A 17720-nucleotide genomic window follows, 5' to 3' on the forward strand; every position below is an offset into this window, starting at 1 on the left:
GCCGTCAAATGCCCGCGTACCATTCGTAGCCGCGATCTTCCCAGTAGCCGCCCCGGCCGCCCCACAGCTTGTCGAATGCGGACACAACCTCAACCCGCATCAGGTACTTGGCGTGCTTGTACCCCAGCTGCCTTTCGACCCGCAGACGCAAGGGGGCGCCATGTGCGACGGGAAGGTCCTTGCCATTCATGCCATAGGCCAGGATGGTCTGGGGATGGTAGGCATCGATCAGGTCGATGCTTTCGTAGTACCGGCCGCTGCCGTCGAAGGTGACTTCCAGTTCGTCCGCGCAATGGAAGACCACATAGCGGGCGCCGGGTTTCAGGCGCGCCAGATCCAGCACCCATCGCAGGGGTACGCCTTGCCATTGTGCGATTGCGCTCCAGCCTTCGACGCAATCGTGCCGCGTGATCTGCCGCCGCGACGGCAGGCGCTTCAGGTCGGAAAGCGACAGGTTCAGCGGCCGCTCCACGAGTCCGTCCACCCGCAACCGCCAATCGGCAAAGCCGTCGGCCAACAGGCGCGCGTAGTCTGCCGAGTCCGGAGACTGCGTGCCGTTAGCCCGGAACACGGGCGAAATGTCCGGCGTGCCGTATTCCGGGGCCAATGCATGACGCCCGATCAGCAGGCGCTGGGTCGCCATCGTCAGCTTCTCGGTGTTGCGCAACACGGCGCCCAGCTGCGGATGTTGGGTCACGCGATCGCAGCCGGCGAGCATCGCCGCTGCCGGCGCCGACAAGAGGCCTGTCAGGAGGCGCCTGCGTGCAAGGTCCGGCTTCATCGTTCGTCTCCCGAGCGGTCGATTGCGTAGCGCCCGTCAATCATCGACCGGACGTTGTTCCAGAAGCCGGACAGGACGACCATCAGCAGATGAACGGCAACGAACAGCACGAGCATGGAGGCCGTGATGAAGTGCAGCGTGCGTGCCGAGGGGCGGCCGCCGAACATGGCGGGCAGAAAGGGAAAGGCGGCATCCAGGCCTGGCGACATGGTCAGCCCCGTCAGGACCATCAGCGGCAGCAATCCCAGCGCCACCGCCAGGTAGCTGAGCTTTTGCAGCGCGTTGTACCGTTGTGCCTCGTGGCCCCGGGCGAAGCGAAGCCGGGCGTGATCGACGACTTCCCGCCACAGGTGTGCCGGCGTCAGCTGGTCGCGGTCGGGCAGGAGATCGCGGCGCAGGTGGCCGCGCGCGAATCCGTGGGCCAGGTATACCAGGCCGTTTATCACCAGCATCCATGCGAACAGAAAATGCCAGTTTCTGCCTGCGCCAAGGTCATGATAAGAGGGAATGGTGAGCCAGGAAGGGAACGCCCGCGCCGTCATTCCGGCGTCTTCGCGCGAGACGCCGAGGAGTCCGGTGGTGTCCATGCGGATTGCGCCGATACGAAAAAAGCCGTGCAAGCCGTCTTCACGCCGCTGGGAGCCGATTTCGACGAATGCGGGATCCGCATCGGCACCGTACTTTCCCCAGTACAGCCCCGGATGCGCATTGAAGATTTGCAGTCCGCTGAGCAACAGGACGAACAGGCAAAGCGCGTTGATCCAATGCGTGATCCGCACGGTGGCGGAATGCCGATCGATGTACCGGCGGCCAAGGGCGGGGGGCTGTGCCGTCGCGGACTGCTGCAGGTCGGGTTTGGGTTTGGGTTTGTCCATGGAAACCTCGTGCGCCGGCCGGCCCATATGTCCGGCCGGCGATAACGAATGACCCCTCACATGGGGGGCACGACACCGTTCTTGCCAACCACCAGTTGACCGGCGGACAAGGCGCCGTCTGCGCTCTTCTCGGCAGGAATGAAAACGGCCGTGCCCGGCTTGACGTCGTCAGGCGTGGCGGGGGCCAGCGTCACTACCGGCGTGCCGTTGGGAATGGAAATCTTCTTTTCCTGCCCGTGAAAGTTGACCGTCACGACGCTGCCGTTCACGGATTTGACGGCATCGCCTACCGTTGCGTTCGTCATCGTGCTGTTGGGTTTCAGGTCCCATCCATAGCTGCCTTCGCCGCGCCCCTTCAAGGCGGGCGGGAAGATAAGCACCTCCAGGGCCCCGTCGCCGCCTTCCGATCCGGGCAGGGACGCGATGCCCACGAAGTCGCCGGGTTTGATGTCGCCGATGCTGGCTTTGACGACCGCGGACGCAGTCCAACCTTCCTTGAGCGTGACCGTGACGGATGTTCCATCGCGGGCGTTCACCTGAAGCTGATTTCCGGTCAGGGCGGCAACGGTGCCGCGAACACGAGCATTCTCGGGGGACGGGCCGGCGGCGATGGCCGTGGATAGGCCGCCGAACGCCAGCACGGCGCCGGTCAGGCTGCCGATCAGGAATCGACGAGTACGGGGAATATGCATGCTGAAGCTCCTGGGCGATATGGGAGTCGCCGATCACCAACCAACTAGTTGGTTGGGCGTTGAGAAAAAAACGGGCGCCTGGCATCAGCCCATGCGCCCCCGGAAGCCGGCCGGTCAGGCCGATGTCAAACGTTCGATCGCCGCGCGGGAAATGCAGGCGAATGTTTCTGGGTCGTCCAGCGCCCGCGCGGTAAGCATCGCGCCGTGCACCGTCGACATAAAGGTCCGTGCCTCCACGGCGGCATCGTCGCGCAGCTTGAATTGCTTTTTCGCGCTGCCTTGCTGCGAAACCGTCGCCGGCCACGCAATCAGATCCTCGAAATAAGCGCGCACCTCGTCGGCGACCGCTTTCGGGATCATGGGCAGCTCTCCGTTGCCCGGGGCGAAAGTTCTGTGTTCATGCCACCCAATCTACTAGTTGGTTGGGTGGCTGTCAATGCTTGCTCGTGGCCGTTTTTGCGTACCCGGCGTGAAGCCTGGGGGCCCGGCTCAACTCCGCCGCAGCGTTTCGATGTACGCGCAGAACATATCCGCCATGGCGTCCGCGTATGCCTCGATCTCCGCTTCGCTGCGGGGACTTTCCGAAAAACTCGCGCCGACGGCGCTGAAGGTCGTGCCGATCAGATCCGTGACCAGCGCACGCTTGGCGCCAGGTATGCCGGGCAGCAATTCCTCCATGAACCGTTCGAAGGTGCGGTCGGCGGCGGTGCGCACCTCCAGGGCTTCCGGGGCGTCGCGATAGAGCGGGGCGGCGTCGTTCAGCGCCACGCGCATCTCGGCTTCCTCGCATTCCGAACGGATGAAGGCATGGACCAGTGTGCGCAGCCGGTCCAGCGGCGGTCGGGCGGTGTCTTCCAGTATCCGGCTCAACAATCCGGTGGTCTGCTTCCACTCGTCCGCCTGCAGACGGAACAGGATTGCCGCTTTGTTGGGGAAGTACTGATAGACGGAACCGACGCTGACGCCCGCTTTCTCGGCCACACGCGCCGTCGTGAAGCGCGCGGCTCCTTCCTTGGACAAGACCTGGGCGGCGGCTTGGAGAATTGCCGCGACAAGCTCGGTGGAGCGTGCTTGCTGGGGTTGCTTGCGCGATGCGAGCGGGGGGCGGCGGCGAAGGCTCATGACGGCGCGTTCCAGGGCAAGAGCGGTTGGAAAGGCGGTGGTTATCGCGTCCATAACGCGATGGATGGTTCGCATCTTATCGTGGGGCGGATTGCCTTCCCAATCTGCCAATTGCGAGCCTTCCTGAGCGCAAATGCGAACATCCGCCGCCAGAGGAAGCGCCGCGCGAACCGTGCGTTACCCGAACGGCCGTGCTTTCTCTGGGGATTTCGATGCACGCCCAAATCGGTGCGCGCATGCGCAAACGCGAATGCCAATGCGAATAGAAAACGCGAATGATCGATCGTATTCTTTTTTGAACGCGAATGATGCTTCGCGTTTCCCAACACGCCGTGCCGGCGCGTTCAACGACCATCGGATTTCTTCATGACCACGACACTGACCACCGCGCCATTGGCGCCCCTGCTGGACCGCCTGTTCGAACAGGCCGAGGCCGCCACGGGCGCCTCGTTCGCCGACATCTCCGAAAAGGAGTTGCAGCGGCTGATGCGCAGCAAGACCGAATATCTGGATTTCTACGGGCGGCTGAAGGATCTGTGGCTGCCGGTATCCCGTGAAACCGGCAAGCTGCTTTATGTGCTGGCGCGCAGTAGCGGCGCTCGCAATATCGTCGAATTCGGCACGTCGTTCGGCATTTCCACATTGCACCTGGCCGCGGCGGTGCGCGACAACGGCGGCGGCCGCGTGATCGGCAGCGAATTCGAGCCTTCCAAGGTGGCGCAAGCGCGCCGCCATCTTGCCGAAGGCGGCCTGGCCGACCTCGTCGACATCCGGCAGGGCGACGCGCTAGAGACCTTGGGCCGCGACCTGCCCGATACGATCGACCTGCTGTTGCTGGACGGAGCGAAATCGCTTTATGGCGACATTCTGGATCTGGTTGAAAGCCGCCTGCGGCCCGGCGCGCTGATCGTCGCGGACAACGCCGATTACAGTCCCGACTATGTCGCGCGGGTGCGCGAACCGGGCGGCGGCTACCTGTCCCTGCCGTGCGCCGGCCACGTCGAACTTTCGATGCGGCTTGGCTGACGCGGCGTAGCGGCAAGGCGCGGTGTCCGACCCGCTCCTACCGCCGCGCCGGCCCGGTTCCTTGCCTTGAACGTGTTTGGCGGCCCGGGGTGGCCGCCCCCTCGAGGAATAGTTTCGTGATCGCTCTGAACTCCGCCGCCAGGGAGATTCCCGGTTCGTTCAGCCACCGCAGAAGGGCGCCCAGGTAAAGGTGATGGAAGCAGGCGGCAAGCTGGTCTGCCGACAGCGTCTTGCTCAGCTCACCGGCCTGCTGGCCCGCGGCGATCAAATGCCGCCATGCCACGGCGATATCGCCGGCCTGCTCATTGCGCACTGTGGCATCGTCATTACCCATGCCCAGGAAGCGGTGTTTCAGGTAAGCGGCCAGGTAGGCGGGATGGGCCTGGCACCATGCCGCCGAGGCGTCGAGTATGCATGCGACCCGGGATTGGAAGCTGCGGCGCCTGGCGACGTCCTTTTGCAGGCCGGCCAGGTCGCGCTGAAGCTGCCCGTCCATCCAGTACGCCAGCAGGGCTTCCTTGGTGGGGAAGTGGTTGTACAGCGTGCGCTTGGCGACATCGGCCTGCCGGGCGATCTGCTCCATGGTAACGGCGTCGTAGCCGTACTGCTCGAACAGGCGGGCTCCGGTTTGCGACAAGTGCAGAAGCATCTGCAGGCGCTTGCGCACCCTGCGTCCCGGGTCATCGGCCACGGCCTCCATCGCTGCCTCTTTTCCTGATATGCACGGCATGCAATAGTATACGTCGTATACTTTTTATCCGTGCATTCTTCCTGCGCGCCGCGTCCAGGCGCCGGATCAGGGGCTGACGATGAAAGTCCTCGTTGTGACGTATGGAACGGAAGGGGATACCCGTCCGCTGGCGGCGCTGTGCCGCGCGCTCATCGATGCCGGCCATGAAGCGCGCTTGCTGGCGGATCGTTCCACATTGGGGTCCGCGCTATCGTTGGGCGTTCCGGCGCAGGCCCTGTCCGGGGATATCCGGGCGGCATTGATGCCGGGCGCGGTGCTGTCGTCCGCTGTGCGGCGCAAGGCCGGGTTCAACAGCACCAACAAGGCGCTTGCCTGGATCGCCAACTCGCACACGCACGCATGGATGCGCGAAACGATGGAGGCATCGGAGGGATGCGGCCTGCTGATCCTCTCGGGACTGGCGGCTTTCGTCGGCTTATCCGTAGCCGAGTATCGCGGCATCGCGGCCATAGGCGCCGGATTTATTCCGATCAATCCGACGGCGGCGTTCGCATCGCCGTTTTTGCCGCCCGATAAGGTGCCGCGCTGGTTGAATCGTGCAAGCCATCGTTTCGTGAACAACACCCTGTGGCGCGCCTTTCGCAAGGCCACCAATGCTGCGCGCGCCGATGTGTGCGGCTTGCCGCCGCGGCGCACGGTGTGGACGGACCATCCCATGCTGTATGGCGTATCGCCCAGTCTGGTGCCGCAACCGGAGGACTGGCCCGCGAACGCGCTCGTGTGCGGGCAGTGGAAAACGGCCAACCCTGAATGGACGCCTCCCCCTGCGCTGGAAGCGTTCGTGGCGCAGGGCGAGCCGCCCGTGTACATCGGTTTCGGCAGCATGGCGGGTTTCGACCCGCGCGGTATGGCGTCCCAGCTTGCCGCGGGCGCGGCCGGGCGGCGGGTCGTTTTCTATCCGGGGTGGAGCGGCATCGACGCGTCCATGTTGCCGGACAATTTCTTTTTCCTGGGCGACACGCCGCATCATTGGCTGTTCCCGCGCATGTCGCTCGTCGTGCACCATGGCGGCGCGGGGACCACGCATTCCGCCGCCGGCGCCGGTGTGCCATCCGTTGTCGTGCCGTTTGCCGCCGACCAGTTCTTCTGGGCCGACCGGCTCCGTCGCCTGGGCGTCGCCGCGCCCGCCGTCATGGGCGCGCGCATGCGCGGGGCGGACCTGGCGCGGGCCATCGCTTTTGCCGAGCGTGACGAGGTCAGGCAGCGCGCCGGCGCGCTGGGGCGGCGGATGGCCGAGGAAGACGGCTTGCGAAACGCCTTGGCGGCGATCGAGCGGTTGTCAGCGGGCAGGCGGGCTGGCGCCTGCGGTCGTTCGCCCCGGCCGGCCAATTGAGCGGGGCGGCGCCGCGGCCGCGCCGGATCACCGCTGCGGGTCTATTGCCTCGCGCCCGCCAGCCGCTTCAACAGAAGCTGCGCGGCGGGGGCCGATGAGGCCGGGTTCTGCCCCGTGATCAGCAGGCCGTCTTCGACCACATAGGGCCCCCAGTCGGGCCCGCGCGAGAACTCGCCGCCCTTGGCCTTCAGCTCGTCCTCGACCAGGAAGGGAACGACATCGGTGAGTTGGACGGCGGCTTCCTCCGAATTGGTGAAGCCGGTGACCTTTTTGCCTGACACCAGCGGGCGGCCGTCGGGCGCCTTCACATGCCGCAGCGCGCCCGGCGCATGGCACACCAAAGCAACCGGTTTACCTGCCGCCACGAAGGATTCGATCAGGGCGATCGAGTGCCTGTCTTCGGCCAGATCCCAGAGCGGGCCGTGGCCGCCCGGGTAAAACACCGTATCGAAGTCGTCTTGCGCCAGGCTGTCCAACCGGACCGTGGCGGCCAGTTGCGTCTTGGCCTGCGCATCGGCATCGAAGCGGCGCGTTGCTTCGGTCTGCGAGTCCGGTTCGCTGCTTTTCGGATCGAGCGGCGGCTGGCCGCCCTTGGGCGACGCAAGGACGATGTCGGCGCCGGCGTCCTTGAACGCATAGTAGGGCGCGGCCAGCTCCTCCAGCCAGAAACCGGTTTTGCGGCCGGTATTGCCGAGCTGGTCGTGAGAGGTCAAAACCATAAGGATTTTCATGCTGGTCCTCCGGGAGTTGCGTTGACGATGTTGGGCGATGCGGTCGCGACGGAAGGCCCGCATGTTTGGGTCCCGGACCGGGAAGCGGACGCCGGCTGGACGCACCTTGCATGCTTCTGTATCATGTTGCGCCGCAGCAGGCGGCCGGCCTGCGTCATCTCCCTCCTCGGACCCACACCCATGTAGCGTTTCGCGAACCGCCCACCGTCATCGCATATCGACCGACCGGGGTTCGCGGATCCGCCGCGCCGTCGCCGGGCCCGCCTGGCGCGACGCACAGGTCCTTTTCGTTTCCATGCTTACCGCCGCAGCGGCGTGGCCGTCCATTCAGGACGCGTGCCACCGCCCGCACGACCCGCAAGCGCACGGCGCCTTCGGTCGCCCACCGTTTTGATTCTTCTTTGACATACCCATGCAGACGCATTCCTTACGGGACGAATGGTTCTCCAACGTCCGCGCCGACATTCTGGCCGGCATCGTAGTCGCCCTGGCCCTGATCCCCGAGGCGCTGGCTTTTTCCATCATCGCGGGTGTCGACCCGCAAGTCGGCCTTTACGCTGCCTTCAGTATTGCCGTGGTGTCCGCCATCGCCGGCGGCCGTCCCGGCATGATCTCCGCGGCCACGGGCGCGGTGGCGCTGGTCATCGCCTCGCTGGTCAAAAGCCATGGCGTCGAGTACATCCTGGCCGCCGGAATCCTGGCGGGCGTGCTGCAGATCGGCGCCGGCTTGCTGAAGCTGGGCGCGCTGATGCGTTTCGTGTCCCGTTCGGTGATGACCGGATTCGTCAATGCGTTGGCGATCCTGATCTTTCTTGCGCAACTGCCGCAGCTGCGGAATGTGCCCATGTACGTGTATGTCATGGTTGCCGCCGGGCTTGCCATCATCTATCTGTTGCCGCGGTTGACCAAGGCCGTGCCGTCCCCGTTGATCTGCATCGTCGTGCTGACGGCCATCTCCATGGTCCTGCATCTGGACCTTCGGACGGTTGGCGACATGGGCGTCTTCCCCGACCGGCTGCCGGCCATCGCGCTGCCGCAAGTGCCGTTTTCCCTGGAGACGCTGAAGATCATCTTTCCCTATTCGGTGGCGATCGCCGTGGTGGGCCTGCTCGAATCGCTGATGACGGCGGCCATCGTGGACGATTTCACCGATACGTCCAGCGACAAGAACCGGGAATGCCGGGGACAGGGCATCGCCAATATCGTTGCCGGTCTCCTGGGCGGCATGCCGGGCTGCGCGATGATCGGCCAGACGGTGATCAACATCAAGTCCGGCGGCCGCGGACGCCTGTCCACCTTCGTGGCGGGCGCCTTCCTGCTGGTGCTCGTCGTCTTTCTAGGCCCCTGGGTGCGGCAGATCCCGATGGCCGCACTGGTGGCGGTGATGATCATGGTGTCGATCAGCACGTTCGACTGGCGCTCGATCCGCAATCTGCGCACGCACCCCAAAAGCTCCTCCGTGGTCATGCTGGCGACCGTGGCGGTGGTGGTCGCGACCGGCAACCTGGCGATCGGCGTCCTGGTGGGCGTCCTGCTCAGCGCGCTGTTCTTCACATCGAAGATCCGACAGGTCCTTGCCGTGGAGTCTTTCCTCGACGAAAACGGCGGGCGCCGCTACGTCGTACGCGGGCAGGTGTTCTTCGCTTCCTCGGAAGCCCTGGTCAACGAGTTCGACTTCAAGGAGGCCGTGCCGCGCGTGCATCTGGACTTGTCGCATGCCCATTTCTGGGACATCACGGCGATCAACGCGCTGGATCGCATCGTTCACAAGTTCCGCCGCAACGGCGTGCAGGTGGAGGTCAGCGGCCTGAACCGCGCCAGCGCGACCATGATCGAGAAGTACGGCACGCACGACAAGCCACAGGGCGCGGCGGCGCTGGATACCTCCCACTAGGGCCTGTCTGCGCACTCATGCCGGGCTCCTTCTGGCGTTGACGGGCCCGGGGCACGAAAGGGCGGGGAAAGCGCCAGGTGCGGCAAAAGCGCGGTTTTCCCGCGCGAGCACGGCCAAAAACGCGGCCGTGCGGCGATGGGGGCGGGCCATACTTCGGATTTTTTCCCGTCCGCCATGGCCACCGTTCTTCCCATCCTTACCGACGACGATCCCCGCCTGCGCCGCCGCGCCGAAGACGTGACGGCTATCGACCACAGCATCCGCGACTTCATCGAGGACCTGTCGGCCACGCTGCTGGACTTCCGCCGGCGAACGGGGTTCGGGCGTGCGATCGCCGCGCCGCAGGTTGGGGCGCCGCTGCGCATCATCGCCGTCCATCTGGGGGCCACGCCCTTCGCGCTGATCAATCCGGTCATTACGTGGCGCAGCGAAGAGATGATGGAGACCTGGGACGACTGCATGAGCGTCCCTGGCAGGACCGTGCGCGTCATGCGGCATCGCTCCATCAGTCTGCGTTACACGGACGTGCACGGGAATGTCCGCGATTGGGGCAAGTTGCCGGCCGACTTGTCCGAACTGATGCAACACGAGCTGGACCATTTGGAAGGCGTGCTCATGCTGGACCGTGCGCACGGCGCCGATGCGGTACGGCCGGTATCCGCGCGCGACATTCCTGCGCCACCGTCAGCGAAGCCGCACCGCATATCGCTGGAAGGCATTCTGGAGGCCAGCGCGGCGGTGGATCCGGTCTTTCTCCGCACTCCGCAATTCGTATGCGAGCCCCTTGCGGACGCGCTGGGCTGCGCATTGACCGTGAAGGTGGAAACGCTCAATCCGATCCGGTCCTTCAAGGGCCGCGGCGCCGACCACTTCGTACGCAAGGCGCGGGCGCGCGGCGACACCCGCGCGTTGGTCTGCGCCAGTGCCGGCAACTGGGGACAGGCGATGGCCTACGTCGCGCGCAAGCGCGGCGAACCGATGGAGATATTCGCCGCGGAATCGGTCAATCCGCTCAAGGCGCAGCGGATGCGTCAGCTTGGCGCGCGCCTGTATCTGCAAGGCCGCGACTTCGATGCGGCGAAGTCGGCGGCGCGCGCGTGGTGCGCGGCCCAGGGCAAGTGGCTGGTGGAAGACGGCCTTGAGCCGGAGATCAGCGAGGGGGCGGGCAGCATCGCGGTGGAATTGCTGGCCGATGGCGCCTGCCTGGATGCCGTGCTGGTGCCCTTGGGCAACGGCGCGTTGTTGAACGGCATGGCGCGCTGGATCAAGGCGGCTTCGCCGGCCACGCAGGTGATTGGCGTGGTCGCCAGCGGTGCGCCGGCGATGGCGGATAGCTGGCGGGCAAGACGGGCGATCGATGCGCAGTCGGCCGACACCATTGCGGACGGCGTGGCCGTGCGGGTGCCTATCCCCGAAGCCGTCGCCGATATGCTGCCGCTGGTGGACGACGTGCGGAAGGTGGACGAAACCGCAATCGTGGACGCCATGCGCCTGGTGCACCGGCACATGGGCCTGGTGGTGGAGCCGGCTGGCGTATTGGGCATCGCGGCCCTCGCGGGCGACGCGGCGGCATGGCGCGACAAGCGCGTGGCGACCGTCTTATGCGGCGGCAATGTCGCCGACGAGGACGTGCGGCGATACCTGGCTTGACGCGTTATTGCGGCTTCGCTTATCGGCAGTCGGCTTGCGCCGAGATCGGCAAAGCGAAGCCGGTCTTTGCGCAGTCCATCACAACGTGCGTGGAGAAGCTGCGCACATTCGTGTCGTTCATCAGGGCCGCTTCGGTGAAGCGCTCGTATTCCTGCATATCGCGGGCGGTGACCACCAGGATGAAGTCCCACTGCCCCGTCACGTAGTAGCACTGCTGCACGTTGGGCAGGGCCAGCATGCGTTGCTTGAACCGGTTGATGTGTTCCGCCCGTTCGTAGTCGATGTCCACCGTGACGATACAGGTCAGGGCGAATCCCAGCGCGGGACCGTCCAGCCTGGCGATTTCTTCCCGTATGACGCCGCCGTCGCGCAGCTGCTTGATGCGGCGCTGGACCGAGGCGGCCGATAGACCCACGGCCGCGCCGATTTCCTCGGCCACAAGCCGGGTATTCGATTGATAGCGGGCCAGGATGGCGCGGTCGAAACGGTCGAGTTTGTGGGCGCCTTGGGTCATATCGTCGGTTTCGCTATTGTTGTGCGGGCGGGTTTGCGCGCCATGGACAGAAAGGCTTTCATGGCGCTGGATACGTAGGCGTCGGTGCGCCGGATGAACAGCGTTTCGGCGCGCGCCTGGTCCTTCGGCAGGCGATGCAGGACGATCCGGCCGGCCTTGGCCGCCGGGGCCACCACGCCGCGCGGCAGCAGGGTGACGCCGACCCCGGCCGATACGCAGCTGACGATGGCGTCCAAAGAGCCGAACTCCAGGGGCCGCGCCACGACGATGCCCAGGCCGGCCAGGAACGTTTCCAGCCGCTGGCGATAGGAGCAGCCGCGCTGGAAGACGATGGTTTTCAGGTCCGTCACGCTGGACAGCGCGCGCAGCGAGCCGATGGCGGGACTGGTTGCCAGGACGAGCTCCTCGGTGAAGACGGATTCCTGGTGCAAGTCCGGATGCCGGATGGGTCCCGTCACGAAAGCGCCGTCCAGCCGGCACGCCACGACGTCGTCCAGCAGTCTGGCGGTATTGCCCGCGGTAACGATCAGCCGTACGTCCGGATAGCGGTTTGCGAAGGCGGCCAGAAGCGGCGAAAGGCGCAGCGCGGTGGTCGTCTCCAGCCCGCCCAGCAGCAGCGAGCCGGAAGGCGAGCCCTCGTCGCGGGCCGCGGCGCGTGCCTCGGCGAGCAGTTTGGTGATGCGTCCCACGAAGGGCAGCATGCGCTGACCGGCCGGTGTGATGGTGACCCCGCGCGCATGCCGCTGGAAAAGCGTCAGGCCCAGCTCGTCTTCCAATGCGCGGATCCTGGCGGTGACGTTGGACTGGACGGTATGCAGCTCCGACGCCGCCTTGTTCATGCTGCCATGGCGGGCGACGGCTTCCAGGGTACGGAGATCGGCAAGGTCCATGAGGTCGCAAGAAAGGGCCACGGGCGTATCCGGCCGGTGGGGATGGGGCAGCCGGCCCGTAGGGATGGGTCAGCGTAGCACATATCAGTAAAACAGATATGTGCTATCGCACAATTTTGCTTCTGCAGATAACTGCGCGGGCGTACGCTGGCATCGTCGGTACAGGATGGCAATCATGGACAAGGACGTGGCGGTGAAGCGCGATACCAAGGGCGGCGGCGCGCCGGCCGCAGACGAGGCGCGGGCGTGGCGGGGCACCGTCGCGGGATTCTGTGCCACCCTGGTCGGTATCGGACTGGCCCGTTTCGCCTATACGCCGCTATTGCCGGCCATCGTCGCGGCGCATTGGTTCGACGCCGCCATGGCGGCCTATCTGGGCGCGGCCAACCTGGCGGGCTATCTGGCCGGCGCGCTGGCCGGACGCCCCATCGCGGCGCGCGTGCCGATTGCCTGGACACTGCGCGCCATGATGTTGTTGGCGGCAGCGGCATTCATTGCCTGCGCCTTACCCGTTTCCTTCGGGTGGTTCTTCGCGTGGCGCTTTCTCTCCGGTCTGGCTGGCGGCGCGCTCATGGTGCTGGCCGCGCCGTCCGTGCTGCCCGGGGTGCCGCCGTCGCGGCGTGGACTGGCGGGCGGCCTCATATTCATGGGCGTGGGGGTGGGCGTGGCCGCGTCCGGGACGCTGGTGCCGGTGCTGCTCTCACGCGGACTGGCCCACGCCTGGCTGGGCCTTGGCGCGCTGTCGCTGATACTGACCGCCGTCGCCTGGAAAGGGTGGCCCGGCGACGCGCCATCCACGCGCGCCGCGACCCCGGCGTCCGACCGCGGGCGCACGCCAAGGCTCGGCGGCCTGCGCGCACTTTATGCCGAATACGCATTGAACGCGGCGGGCTGGGTGCCGCACATGATTTTCCTGGTCGATTTCGTGGCCCGGGGCCTGGGGCGGGGGCTGCAGGCGGGCGCGCAATACTGGGTGCTGTTCGGTATCGGCGCGACGGCAGGGCCCGTTCTGGCGGGCGTGCTGGCCGATCGCATCGGGTTCGGCCGCGCCTTGCGCGCTGCCTTCGTGCTGCAAGCCGCCGGCGTCGCCATACCGGCCTTGGGATGGGGCGGTTTCTGGCTGACGGTATCGAGCGTCGCGGTGGGGGCCTTCGTCACGGGAACGGTGCCGCTGGTGCTGGGCCGGGTCCACGAGCTGCTGGGGGATCATCCCCACCTGCGCGATCCGGCGTGGCGCACGGCGACGGTTGGATTCGCGCTGTTCCAGGCCATCGCGGCCTATGGTTTGTCCTTCGTCTTTTCGCACAGCGGCGGGGATTACCGCCTGCTTTTCGCGATCGGCGCGTCGGCGATGCTGCTGGCGCTGGTCATCGACGCGGGCGCGGCCATCCGCGGGCGGCTCCGGTCGCGGTGACCGCCGCCGTTACCTGTCCTGTGCGCGCAGCCGGGCATCCAGGCGCGGATAGACGCGCCGCGCCGCCCGGGAAACGGCGGGCCGCAGCGCTTGCCAGGTTGGGAAAGGGGTTACCCCATTGCCTCGTCGTAACGCCGGGCGACTTCGGGCCAGTTGACGACGTTGTAGAAGGCGGCGATGTATTCGGGCCGGCGGTTCTGGTATTTCAGGTAGTAGGCGTGTTCCCAGACATCCAGGCCCAGGATGGGCGTATTGCCGGTCATCAGCGGGCTGTCCTGGTTGGCGGTGCTTTCGACCACGAGCTTTTTCTGCGGCGTGACGCTCAGCCATGCCCATCCGCTGCCGAACCGCGAGGTCGCTGCCTTCGTAAAGGCTTCCTTGAATTTCTCCATGCCGCCCAGGTCGCTGTCGATGGCGGCGGCGAGCTGGCCTTGCGGATTGCCGCCGCCGTCCGGCGACATGACGGTCCAGAAGAGACTGTGGTTGGCATGTCCGCCGCCATTGTTGCGCACCGCCAGCCGGACGGATTCGGGCAGCTGGTCGATTCCCTTGAGCAGTTCTTCGACCGGCGGGAACGGCAGATTGGCGCCTTCGAGCGCGGCGTTCACATTGTTGATGTAGGTCTGGTGATGCTTGGTGTAGTGGATCTCCATCGTCTTCGCGTCGATATGGGGTTCGAGCGCGTCGTACGCATAGGGCATCGGGGGAAGGGTATAGGCCATGTGACTCTCCTGCGGTTGTTCATGCACTGACGACAGGAACCGGCGCGGCGGCGGGTCGTGCGCCGCGGCCCGCATGCCGGCCGCATGGCGCGATGGGCAGCGTGGATGAGCATCATTGAACCTTTTGGCAGCGATGCGGGCGCGCCGGCGCCGGGCCGCGCGTGGCAGCCCGGACCTTGCCGGCATGGCGCCGCACGAAACGTACCAGCCGCCGGGGGGCCCCGGCGCATCGCAAGGAGGCAAGGGCTTGCCGGGCTTAGCGCGCGTCGGCGCGCTTGGGAAGCTTCCATCCGGGACGAACGAAATGGCAGGTATAGCCATTCGGGATTCGTTCCAGATAATCCTGGTGTTCCGGTTCCGCTTCCCAGAAAGGCCCGGCTTCGGCCACCTCGGTCACGACTTTGCCCGGCCAGAGCCCCGACGCGTCCACGTCGGCGATGGTGTCCTCGGCGATTCGCTTTTGTTCGGGACTCGTGTAGAAAATCGCCGAACGATAACTGGTGCCGATGTCGTTGCCTTGCCGATTCGGTGTGGTGGGGTCGTGGATCTGGAAGAAAAATTCCAGCAGCTCCCGATAGCTGGTCTGCGCAGGATCGAAAATGATTTCGATGGCCTCGGCATGGGTGCCATGATTGCGGTAGGTGGCATTGGGCACGTCGCCGCCCGTGTATCCGACGCGGGTCGAGATCACGCCCTTGAAACGCCGGATCAAGTCCTGCATGCCCCAGAAGCAACCGCCCGCCAGTACCGCGCGTTCCTGATTCATCGTACGTCCTCCACCTGATCGAGATAGGCGCCGTAGCCTTCCGCTTCCATTTGATCGCGCGGGATGAAGCGCAGCGCCGCCGAGTTGATGCAATAGCGCAGGCCGCCGCGGTCGGGCGGCCCGTCCGGAAAGACGTGCCCCAGGTGGCTGTCGCCGTGCACCGAGCGCACTTCCGTACGAATCATTCCATACGACGTGTCGCGCAGTTCGTTGATGTGGGCGGGCTCGATGGGTTTGGTGAAGCTGGGCCAGCCGCACCCCGACTCGTACTTGTCGGAGGAGGCGAACAGCGGTTCGCCGGACACGATATCGACGTAGATGCCCGGCTCCTTGTTGTACAGGTATTCGCCGGTGCCCGCCCGCTCCGTCGCGCTTTCCTGGGTGACGCGGTATTGCTCCGGCGTGAGCCGGGCAATGGCCTCCGGATCTTTGCGATAGGTAGGCATGGTGTGCTCCTTGGGCATGGAAGAACTGCTAAATGGGGGAGTAAATGCCGTCTTCAAGGCAAGCTCCGCCGTGAACGGCGTGCCGGACGACGGCTCGGCGAAGGAAGTATAAGTTCAGGCGCCAACCCGGTTCACGCCGCCGCATATCGTCGCCCAGGACGGGCTTGCGTCATCGGGACAACCCTTTTCCCAACACGAGAAAAGGGGAATTCGCAGACGGTCATGCGTTGGGCAGAAGATGCGGCGCCAGCAAGGCGGCGATCCAATCCATGAAAACGCGCACCCGCGTCGCAAGGTGGCGGCGCCGGACGTACAACAGCGAAACCGGCATGGGCGCGGGCGCCAGGTCCGGCAGGATTTCCACCAGAGAGCCGGACTCGATGCGTTCCTGCACCGCCATCGCCGGCACCTGGACGATTCCCAGACCGGCCAGCGCGGCCGCTTCGTAAGACGCGCCATTGTTGACCACGATCGCGGCGGTCATCGGCAGCATGCGCGGACCTTCGGCGGTCAGGTACTCGAAACCGGGCTGCGACTGTGCGAAGGAGGCGGCATGGTGAACCAGCCGGTGTGCCGCCAGGTCTTCGAGCGTGCGGGGCACGCCGTGCCGCGCCAGGTAGTCCGGGCTGGCGCAATTGATCAAACGCATGCGGCCCAAGGGCTTGGCGACCAGCGTGCTGTCCTCCAGTGTGCCGACACGCACCACGCAATCGAAGCCTTCGCGTATCAGGTCGACGCGGCGATCCGTGCCGCTGATCTCCACCGACAGGCCGGGATGCTCGGCAAGGAAGGCGGGCAGGGCCGGGATGACGGCCCTGCTGGCCATGCCCGCCGGCATATCGATCCGCAGGCGTCCGCTCAGCGATGCGCCGGTATGACGGAACATGCCATGCAGCTCGTCCATGTCGTCGAGCAGATCGCGCGAACGTTCGTAGAAGGCCTCGCCGTCCTGGGTCAGCTGCACTTTCCGCGTAGTCCGGTGCAGCAGCTGGGCGCCCACGGCGGCCTCCAGGCGCTGGATGGCTTGCGATACGGCGCCCTTTGACAGGCCCAGGCTTTCGGCCGCGCGGGCAAATCCGCCTTGCTCGGCGACACGGTGAAAGATGCGCAGGTTTTCGAGCGTGTTCATGGCGTGTCGATGAAGGTTCGTTCTATCGCGCCGCCTGCGGCAGCCCGATGGCGCGTGTGAGATCCGGATGGCAAGGTGTTGTTTAGAGATTCTAAACACTCTGATCATGTCCATGGCATTTATCCGGTCGGCGCCTGCCAATAAAGTGTCGATGTCGCGGGTGGCCGCGATTCAACCGGGAGACCGTTATGAGCACCATCGAACGCATCGCGCTGATCACCGGCGGCAGCCGTGGCCTGGGCCGCAACGCCGCCTTGCACGCCGCCAGGGAAGGCGTGGACATCATCCTGACCTACCACAGCAACGCAGCCGAGGCGCAAGCCGCCGTCGCCGAAATCCAGGCCTTGGGCCGGCGCGCCGCGGCGCTGCAACTGGACGTGGGCGACAGCGCCGCCTTCGCGAATTTCGCCGATCAGGTCAAGGCGGTGCTGGCCGATTGGGGCCGGTCGCGATTCGACTATCTGGTCAACAACGCCGGCATCGGGCTGCACGCGCCATTCACGGAGACGAGCGAAGCGCAGTTCGACGAATTGGTGCGCATTCATCTGAAGGCGCCATATTTCCTGACGCAAACCCTGCTGCCCCTGATCAATGACGGCGGGCGCATCATCAACGTGTCCAGCGGCCTGGCGCGCTTCACGTTCCCGGGCATGTCGGCATACGCGATGATGAAAGGCGGCGTGGAAGTGTTGACGCGCTATCTGGCCAAGGAGCTGGGCGCGCGCGGCATCAGCGCCAACACGATCGCGCCGGGCGCCATCGCCACCGACTTCGGCGGCGGCGCCGTGCGTGACGACAAGCAGGCCAACGCTTTCGTCGCCGGCGTAACCGCGCTGGGCAGGGCGGGGCAGCCGGACGATATCGGGCCGGTCGTGGCGGCGCTGCTTTCGCCCGGCACCAAATGGATCAACGGCCAGCGCATCGAGGCTTCGGGCGGCATGATGCTGTGATGGCCGCGACCCCGCGCGCATCAGGGGCATGACA

The 17720-nt window shown here is 65.8% G+C and carries 19 protein-coding genes; 6 read left to right on the top strand and 13 right to left on the bottom strand.

The window, feature by feature from the left end; genetic code table 11:
• Window positions 1-4 precede the first annotated feature (4 nt).
• From CAL13_RS09340 to CAL13_RS09360, 5 genes are all read right to left on the bottom strand, one after another.
• Window positions 5-781: a molybdopterin-binding protein gene (locus CAL13_RS09340; RefSeq protein ID WP_086072189.1), complete on the bottom strand. Its 777-nt coding sequence runs from the start codon at window positions 779-781 to the stop codon at window positions 5-7.
• Window positions 778-1656 (bottom strand): cytochrome b/b6 domain-containing protein, encoded by an 879-nt coding sequence (locus CAL13_RS09345; RefSeq protein WP_086073579.1) that lies wholly within the window; start codon window positions 1654-1656, stop codon window positions 778-780. Before CAL13_RS09345 ends, CAL13_RS09340 begins: the two co-directional genes overlap by 4 nt.
• Before the next feature lie 56 nt (window positions 1657-1712).
• Window positions 1713-2348, bottom strand: a complete 636-nt coding sequence (locus CAL13_RS09350) for a hypothetical protein (RefSeq protein WP_086072190.1) — start codon at window positions 2346-2348, stop codon at window positions 1713-1715.
• A gap of 114 nt (window positions 2349-2462) precedes the next feature.
• Entirely contained in the window at window positions 2463-2708 is a 246-nt protein-coding gene (locus CAL13_RS09355) for a hypothetical protein (RefSeq protein WP_086072191.1), read from the bottom strand.
• 129 nt (window positions 2709-2837) lie between these two features.
• A complete protein-coding gene (locus CAL13_RS09360; RefSeq protein WP_420042423.1) occupies window positions 2838-3545 on the bottom strand; it encodes a TetR family transcriptional regulator in 708 nt (235 codons plus the stop codon).
• A gap of 291 nt (window positions 3546-3836) precedes the next feature.
• Here CAL13_RS09360 and CAL13_RS09365 point away from each other — a divergent pair, with 291 nt between their 5' ends.
• A complete protein-coding gene (locus CAL13_RS09365) occupies window positions 3837-4496 on the top strand; it encodes an O-methyltransferase (protein ID WP_086072192.1) in 660 nt (219 codons plus the stop codon).
• Between the two features lie 37 nt (window positions 4497-4533).
• Here CAL13_RS09365 and CAL13_RS09370 read toward each other — a convergent pair whose 3' ends face one another.
• Window positions 4534-5196: a TetR/AcrR family transcriptional regulator gene (locus CAL13_RS09370; protein WP_086072193.1), complete on the bottom strand. Its 663-nt coding sequence runs from the start codon at window positions 5194-5196 to the stop codon at window positions 4534-4536.
• Window positions 5197-5305: 109 nt separating this feature from the next.
• Between CAL13_RS09370 and CAL13_RS09375 the strand changes: the two genes are divergently transcribed.
• Window positions 5306-6580, top strand: coding sequence for a glycosyltransferase (locus tag CAL13_RS09375; protein WP_086072194.1), 1275 nt, complete (start codon window positions 5306-5308; stop codon window positions 6578-6580).
• 41 nt (window positions 6581-6621) lie between these two features.
• Here CAL13_RS09375 and CAL13_RS09380 read toward each other — a convergent pair whose 3' ends face one another.
• Window positions 6622-7311, bottom strand: a complete 690-nt coding sequence (locus tag CAL13_RS09380; RefSeq protein ID WP_086072195.1) for a type 1 glutamine amidotransferase domain-containing protein — start codon at window positions 7309-7311, stop codon at window positions 6622-6624.
• A gap of 412 nt (window positions 7312-7723) precedes the next feature.
• On the opposite strand from CAL13_RS09380, the gene CAL13_RS09385 reads away from it, so the two are divergent.
• Complete coding sequence (locus tag CAL13_RS09385) at window positions 7724-9205, top strand: SulP family inorganic anion transporter (RefSeq protein ID WP_086072196.1); 1482 nt, start codon at window positions 7724-7726, stop codon at window positions 9203-9205.
• A gap of 174 nt (window positions 9206-9379) precedes the next feature.
• On the top strand, window positions 9380-10855 hold the full coding sequence (locus CAL13_RS09390; protein WP_198297941.1) for a pyridoxal-phosphate dependent enzyme: 1476 nt from the start codon (window positions 9380-9382) through the stop codon (window positions 10853-10855).
• Between the two features lie 19 nt (window positions 10856-10874).
• On the opposite strand, the gene CAL13_RS09395 is transcribed toward CAL13_RS09390, so the two are convergent.
• Together CAL13_RS09395 and CAL13_RS09400 are read right to left on the bottom strand one after the other, a co-directional pair.
• Window positions 10875-11369, bottom strand: coding sequence for an Lrp/AsnC family transcriptional regulator (locus CAL13_RS09395; RefSeq protein WP_086072198.1), 495 nt, complete (start codon window positions 11367-11369; stop codon window positions 10875-10877).
• The gene (locus tag CAL13_RS09400; protein WP_086072199.1) at window positions 11366-12259 is read right to left on the bottom strand and encodes a LysR family transcriptional regulator; all 894 of its coding nucleotides are present in this window, start codon (window positions 12257-12259) and stop codon (window positions 11366-11368) included. Before CAL13_RS09400 ends, CAL13_RS09395 begins: the two co-directional genes overlap by 4 nt.
• Window positions 12260-12434: 175 nt before the next feature.
• Between CAL13_RS09400 and CAL13_RS09405 the strand changes: the two genes are divergently transcribed.
• Window positions 12435-13673: a YbfB/YjiJ family MFS transporter gene (locus tag CAL13_RS09405; protein WP_086072200.1), complete on the top strand. Its 1239-nt coding sequence runs from the start codon at window positions 12435-12437 to the stop codon at window positions 13671-13673.
• Window positions 13674-13783: 110 nt separating this feature from the next.
• Here the strand turns inward: CAL13_RS09405 and CAL13_RS09410 are convergent, their stop codons facing one another.
• The 4 genes from CAL13_RS09410 to CAL13_RS09425 all read right to left on the bottom strand — a co-directional run bounded on the left by CAL13_RS09410 (window position 13784) and on the right by CAL13_RS09425 (window position 16736).
• Entirely contained in the window at window positions 13784-14395 is a 612-nt protein-coding gene (locus CAL13_RS09410; protein WP_086059356.1) for a superoxide dismutase, read from the bottom strand.
• Between the two features lie 256 nt (window positions 14396-14651).
• On the bottom strand, window positions 14652-15161 hold the full coding sequence (gene msrA / locus CAL13_RS09415; protein WP_086057177.1) for a peptide-methionine (S)-S-oxide reductase MsrA: 510 nt from the start codon (window positions 15159-15161) through the stop codon (window positions 14652-14654).
• Window positions 15158-15607 carry a peptide-methionine (R)-S-oxide reductase MsrB gene (gene msrB, locus CAL13_RS09420; RefSeq protein ID WP_086059357.1) on the bottom strand — a complete coding sequence of 150 codons (450 nt, stop codon included), beginning with the start codon at window positions 15605-15607 and terminating at the stop codon, window positions 15158-15160. Before msrB ends, msrA begins: the two co-directional genes overlap by 4 nt.
• Window positions 15608-15827: 220 nt before the next feature.
• Complete coding sequence (locus tag CAL13_RS09425; RefSeq protein WP_086072201.1) at window positions 15828-16736, bottom strand: LysR family transcriptional regulator; 909 nt, start codon at window positions 16734-16736, stop codon at window positions 15828-15830.
• Window positions 16737-16924: 188 nt separating this feature from the next.
• Here CAL13_RS09425 and CAL13_RS09430 point away from each other — a divergent pair, with 188 nt between their 5' ends.
• Window positions 16925-17686: an SDR family NAD(P)-dependent oxidoreductase gene (locus CAL13_RS09430; RefSeq protein ID WP_086072202.1), complete on the top strand. Its 762-nt coding sequence runs from the start codon at window positions 16925-16927 to the stop codon at window positions 17684-17686.
• Window positions 17687-17720: the final 34 nt, after the last annotated feature.

The sequence above is a fragment of the Bordetella genomosp. 9 genome, assembly GCF_002119725.1.
GTDB lineage: Bacteria > Pseudomonadota > Gammaproteobacteria > Burkholderiales > Burkholderiaceae_B > Bordetella_C.

Coding starts and splice junctions, on each gene's coding strand:
- CAL13_RS09340 (WP_086072189.1), bottom strand. CDS start 781: ATGAAGCCGGACCTTGCACGCAGGCGCCTCCTGACAGGCCTCTTGTCG.
- CAL13_RS09345 (WP_086073579.1), bottom strand. CDS start 1,656: ATGGACAAACCCAAACCCAAACCCGACCTGCAGCAGTCCGCGACGGCA.
- CAL13_RS09350 (WP_086072190.1), bottom strand. CDS start 2,348: ATGCATATTCCCCGTACTCGTCGATTCCTGATCGGCAGCCTGACCGGC.
- CAL13_RS09355 (WP_086072191.1), bottom strand. CDS start 2,708: ATGATCCCGAAAGCGGTCGCCGACGAGGTGCGCGCTTATTTCGAGGAT.
- CAL13_RS09360 (WP_420042423.1), bottom strand. CDS start 3,545: ATGCGAACCATCCATCGCGTTATGGACGCGATAACCACCGCCTTTCCA.
- CAL13_RS09365 (WP_086072192.1), top strand. CDS start 3,837: ATGACCACGACACTGACCACCGCGCCATTGGCGCCCCTGCTGGACCGC.
- CAL13_RS09370 (WP_086072193.1), bottom strand. CDS start 5,196: ATGGAGGCCGTGGCCGATGACCCGGGACGCAGGGTGCGCAAGCGCCTG.
- CAL13_RS09375 (WP_086072194.1), top strand. CDS start 5,306: ATGAAAGTCCTCGTTGTGACGTATGGAACGGAAGGGGATACCCGTCCG.
- CAL13_RS09380 (WP_086072195.1), bottom strand. CDS start 7,311: ATGAAAATCCTTATGGTTTTGACCTCTCACGACCAGCTCGGCAATACC.
- CAL13_RS09385 (WP_086072196.1), top strand. CDS start 7,724: ATGCAGACGCATTCCTTACGGGACGAATGGTTCTCCAACGTCCGCGCC.
- CAL13_RS09390 (WP_198297941.1), top strand. CDS start 9,380: ATGGCCACCGTTCTTCCCATCCTTACCGACGACGATCCCCGCCTGCGC.
- CAL13_RS09395 (WP_086072198.1), bottom strand. CDS start 11,369: ATGACCCAAGGCGCCCACAAACTCGACCGTTTCGACCGCGCCATCCTG.
- CAL13_RS09400 (WP_086072199.1), bottom strand. CDS start 12,259: ATGGACCTTGCCGATCTCCGTACCCTGGAAGCCGTCGCCCGCCATGGC.
- CAL13_RS09405 (WP_086072200.1), top strand. CDS start 12,435: ATGGACAAGGACGTGGCGGTGAAGCGCGATACCAAGGGCGGCGGCGCG.
- CAL13_RS09410 (WP_086059356.1), bottom strand. CDS start 14,395: ATGGCCTATACCCTTCCCCCGATGCCCTATGCGTACGACGCGCTCGAA.
- msrA (WP_086057177.1), bottom strand. CDS start 15,161: ATGAATCAGGAACGCGCGGTACTGGCGGGCGGTTGCTTCTGGGGCATG.
- msrB (WP_086059357.1), bottom strand. CDS start 15,607: ATGCCTACCTATCGCAAAGATCCGGAGGCCATTGCCCGGCTCACGCCG.
- CAL13_RS09425 (WP_086072201.1), bottom strand. CDS start 16,736: ATGAACACGCTCGAAAACCTGCGCATCTTTCACCGTGTCGCCGAGCAA.
- CAL13_RS09430 (WP_086072202.1), top strand. CDS start 16,925: ATGAGCACCATCGAACGCATCGCGCTGATCACCGGCGGCAGCCGTGGC.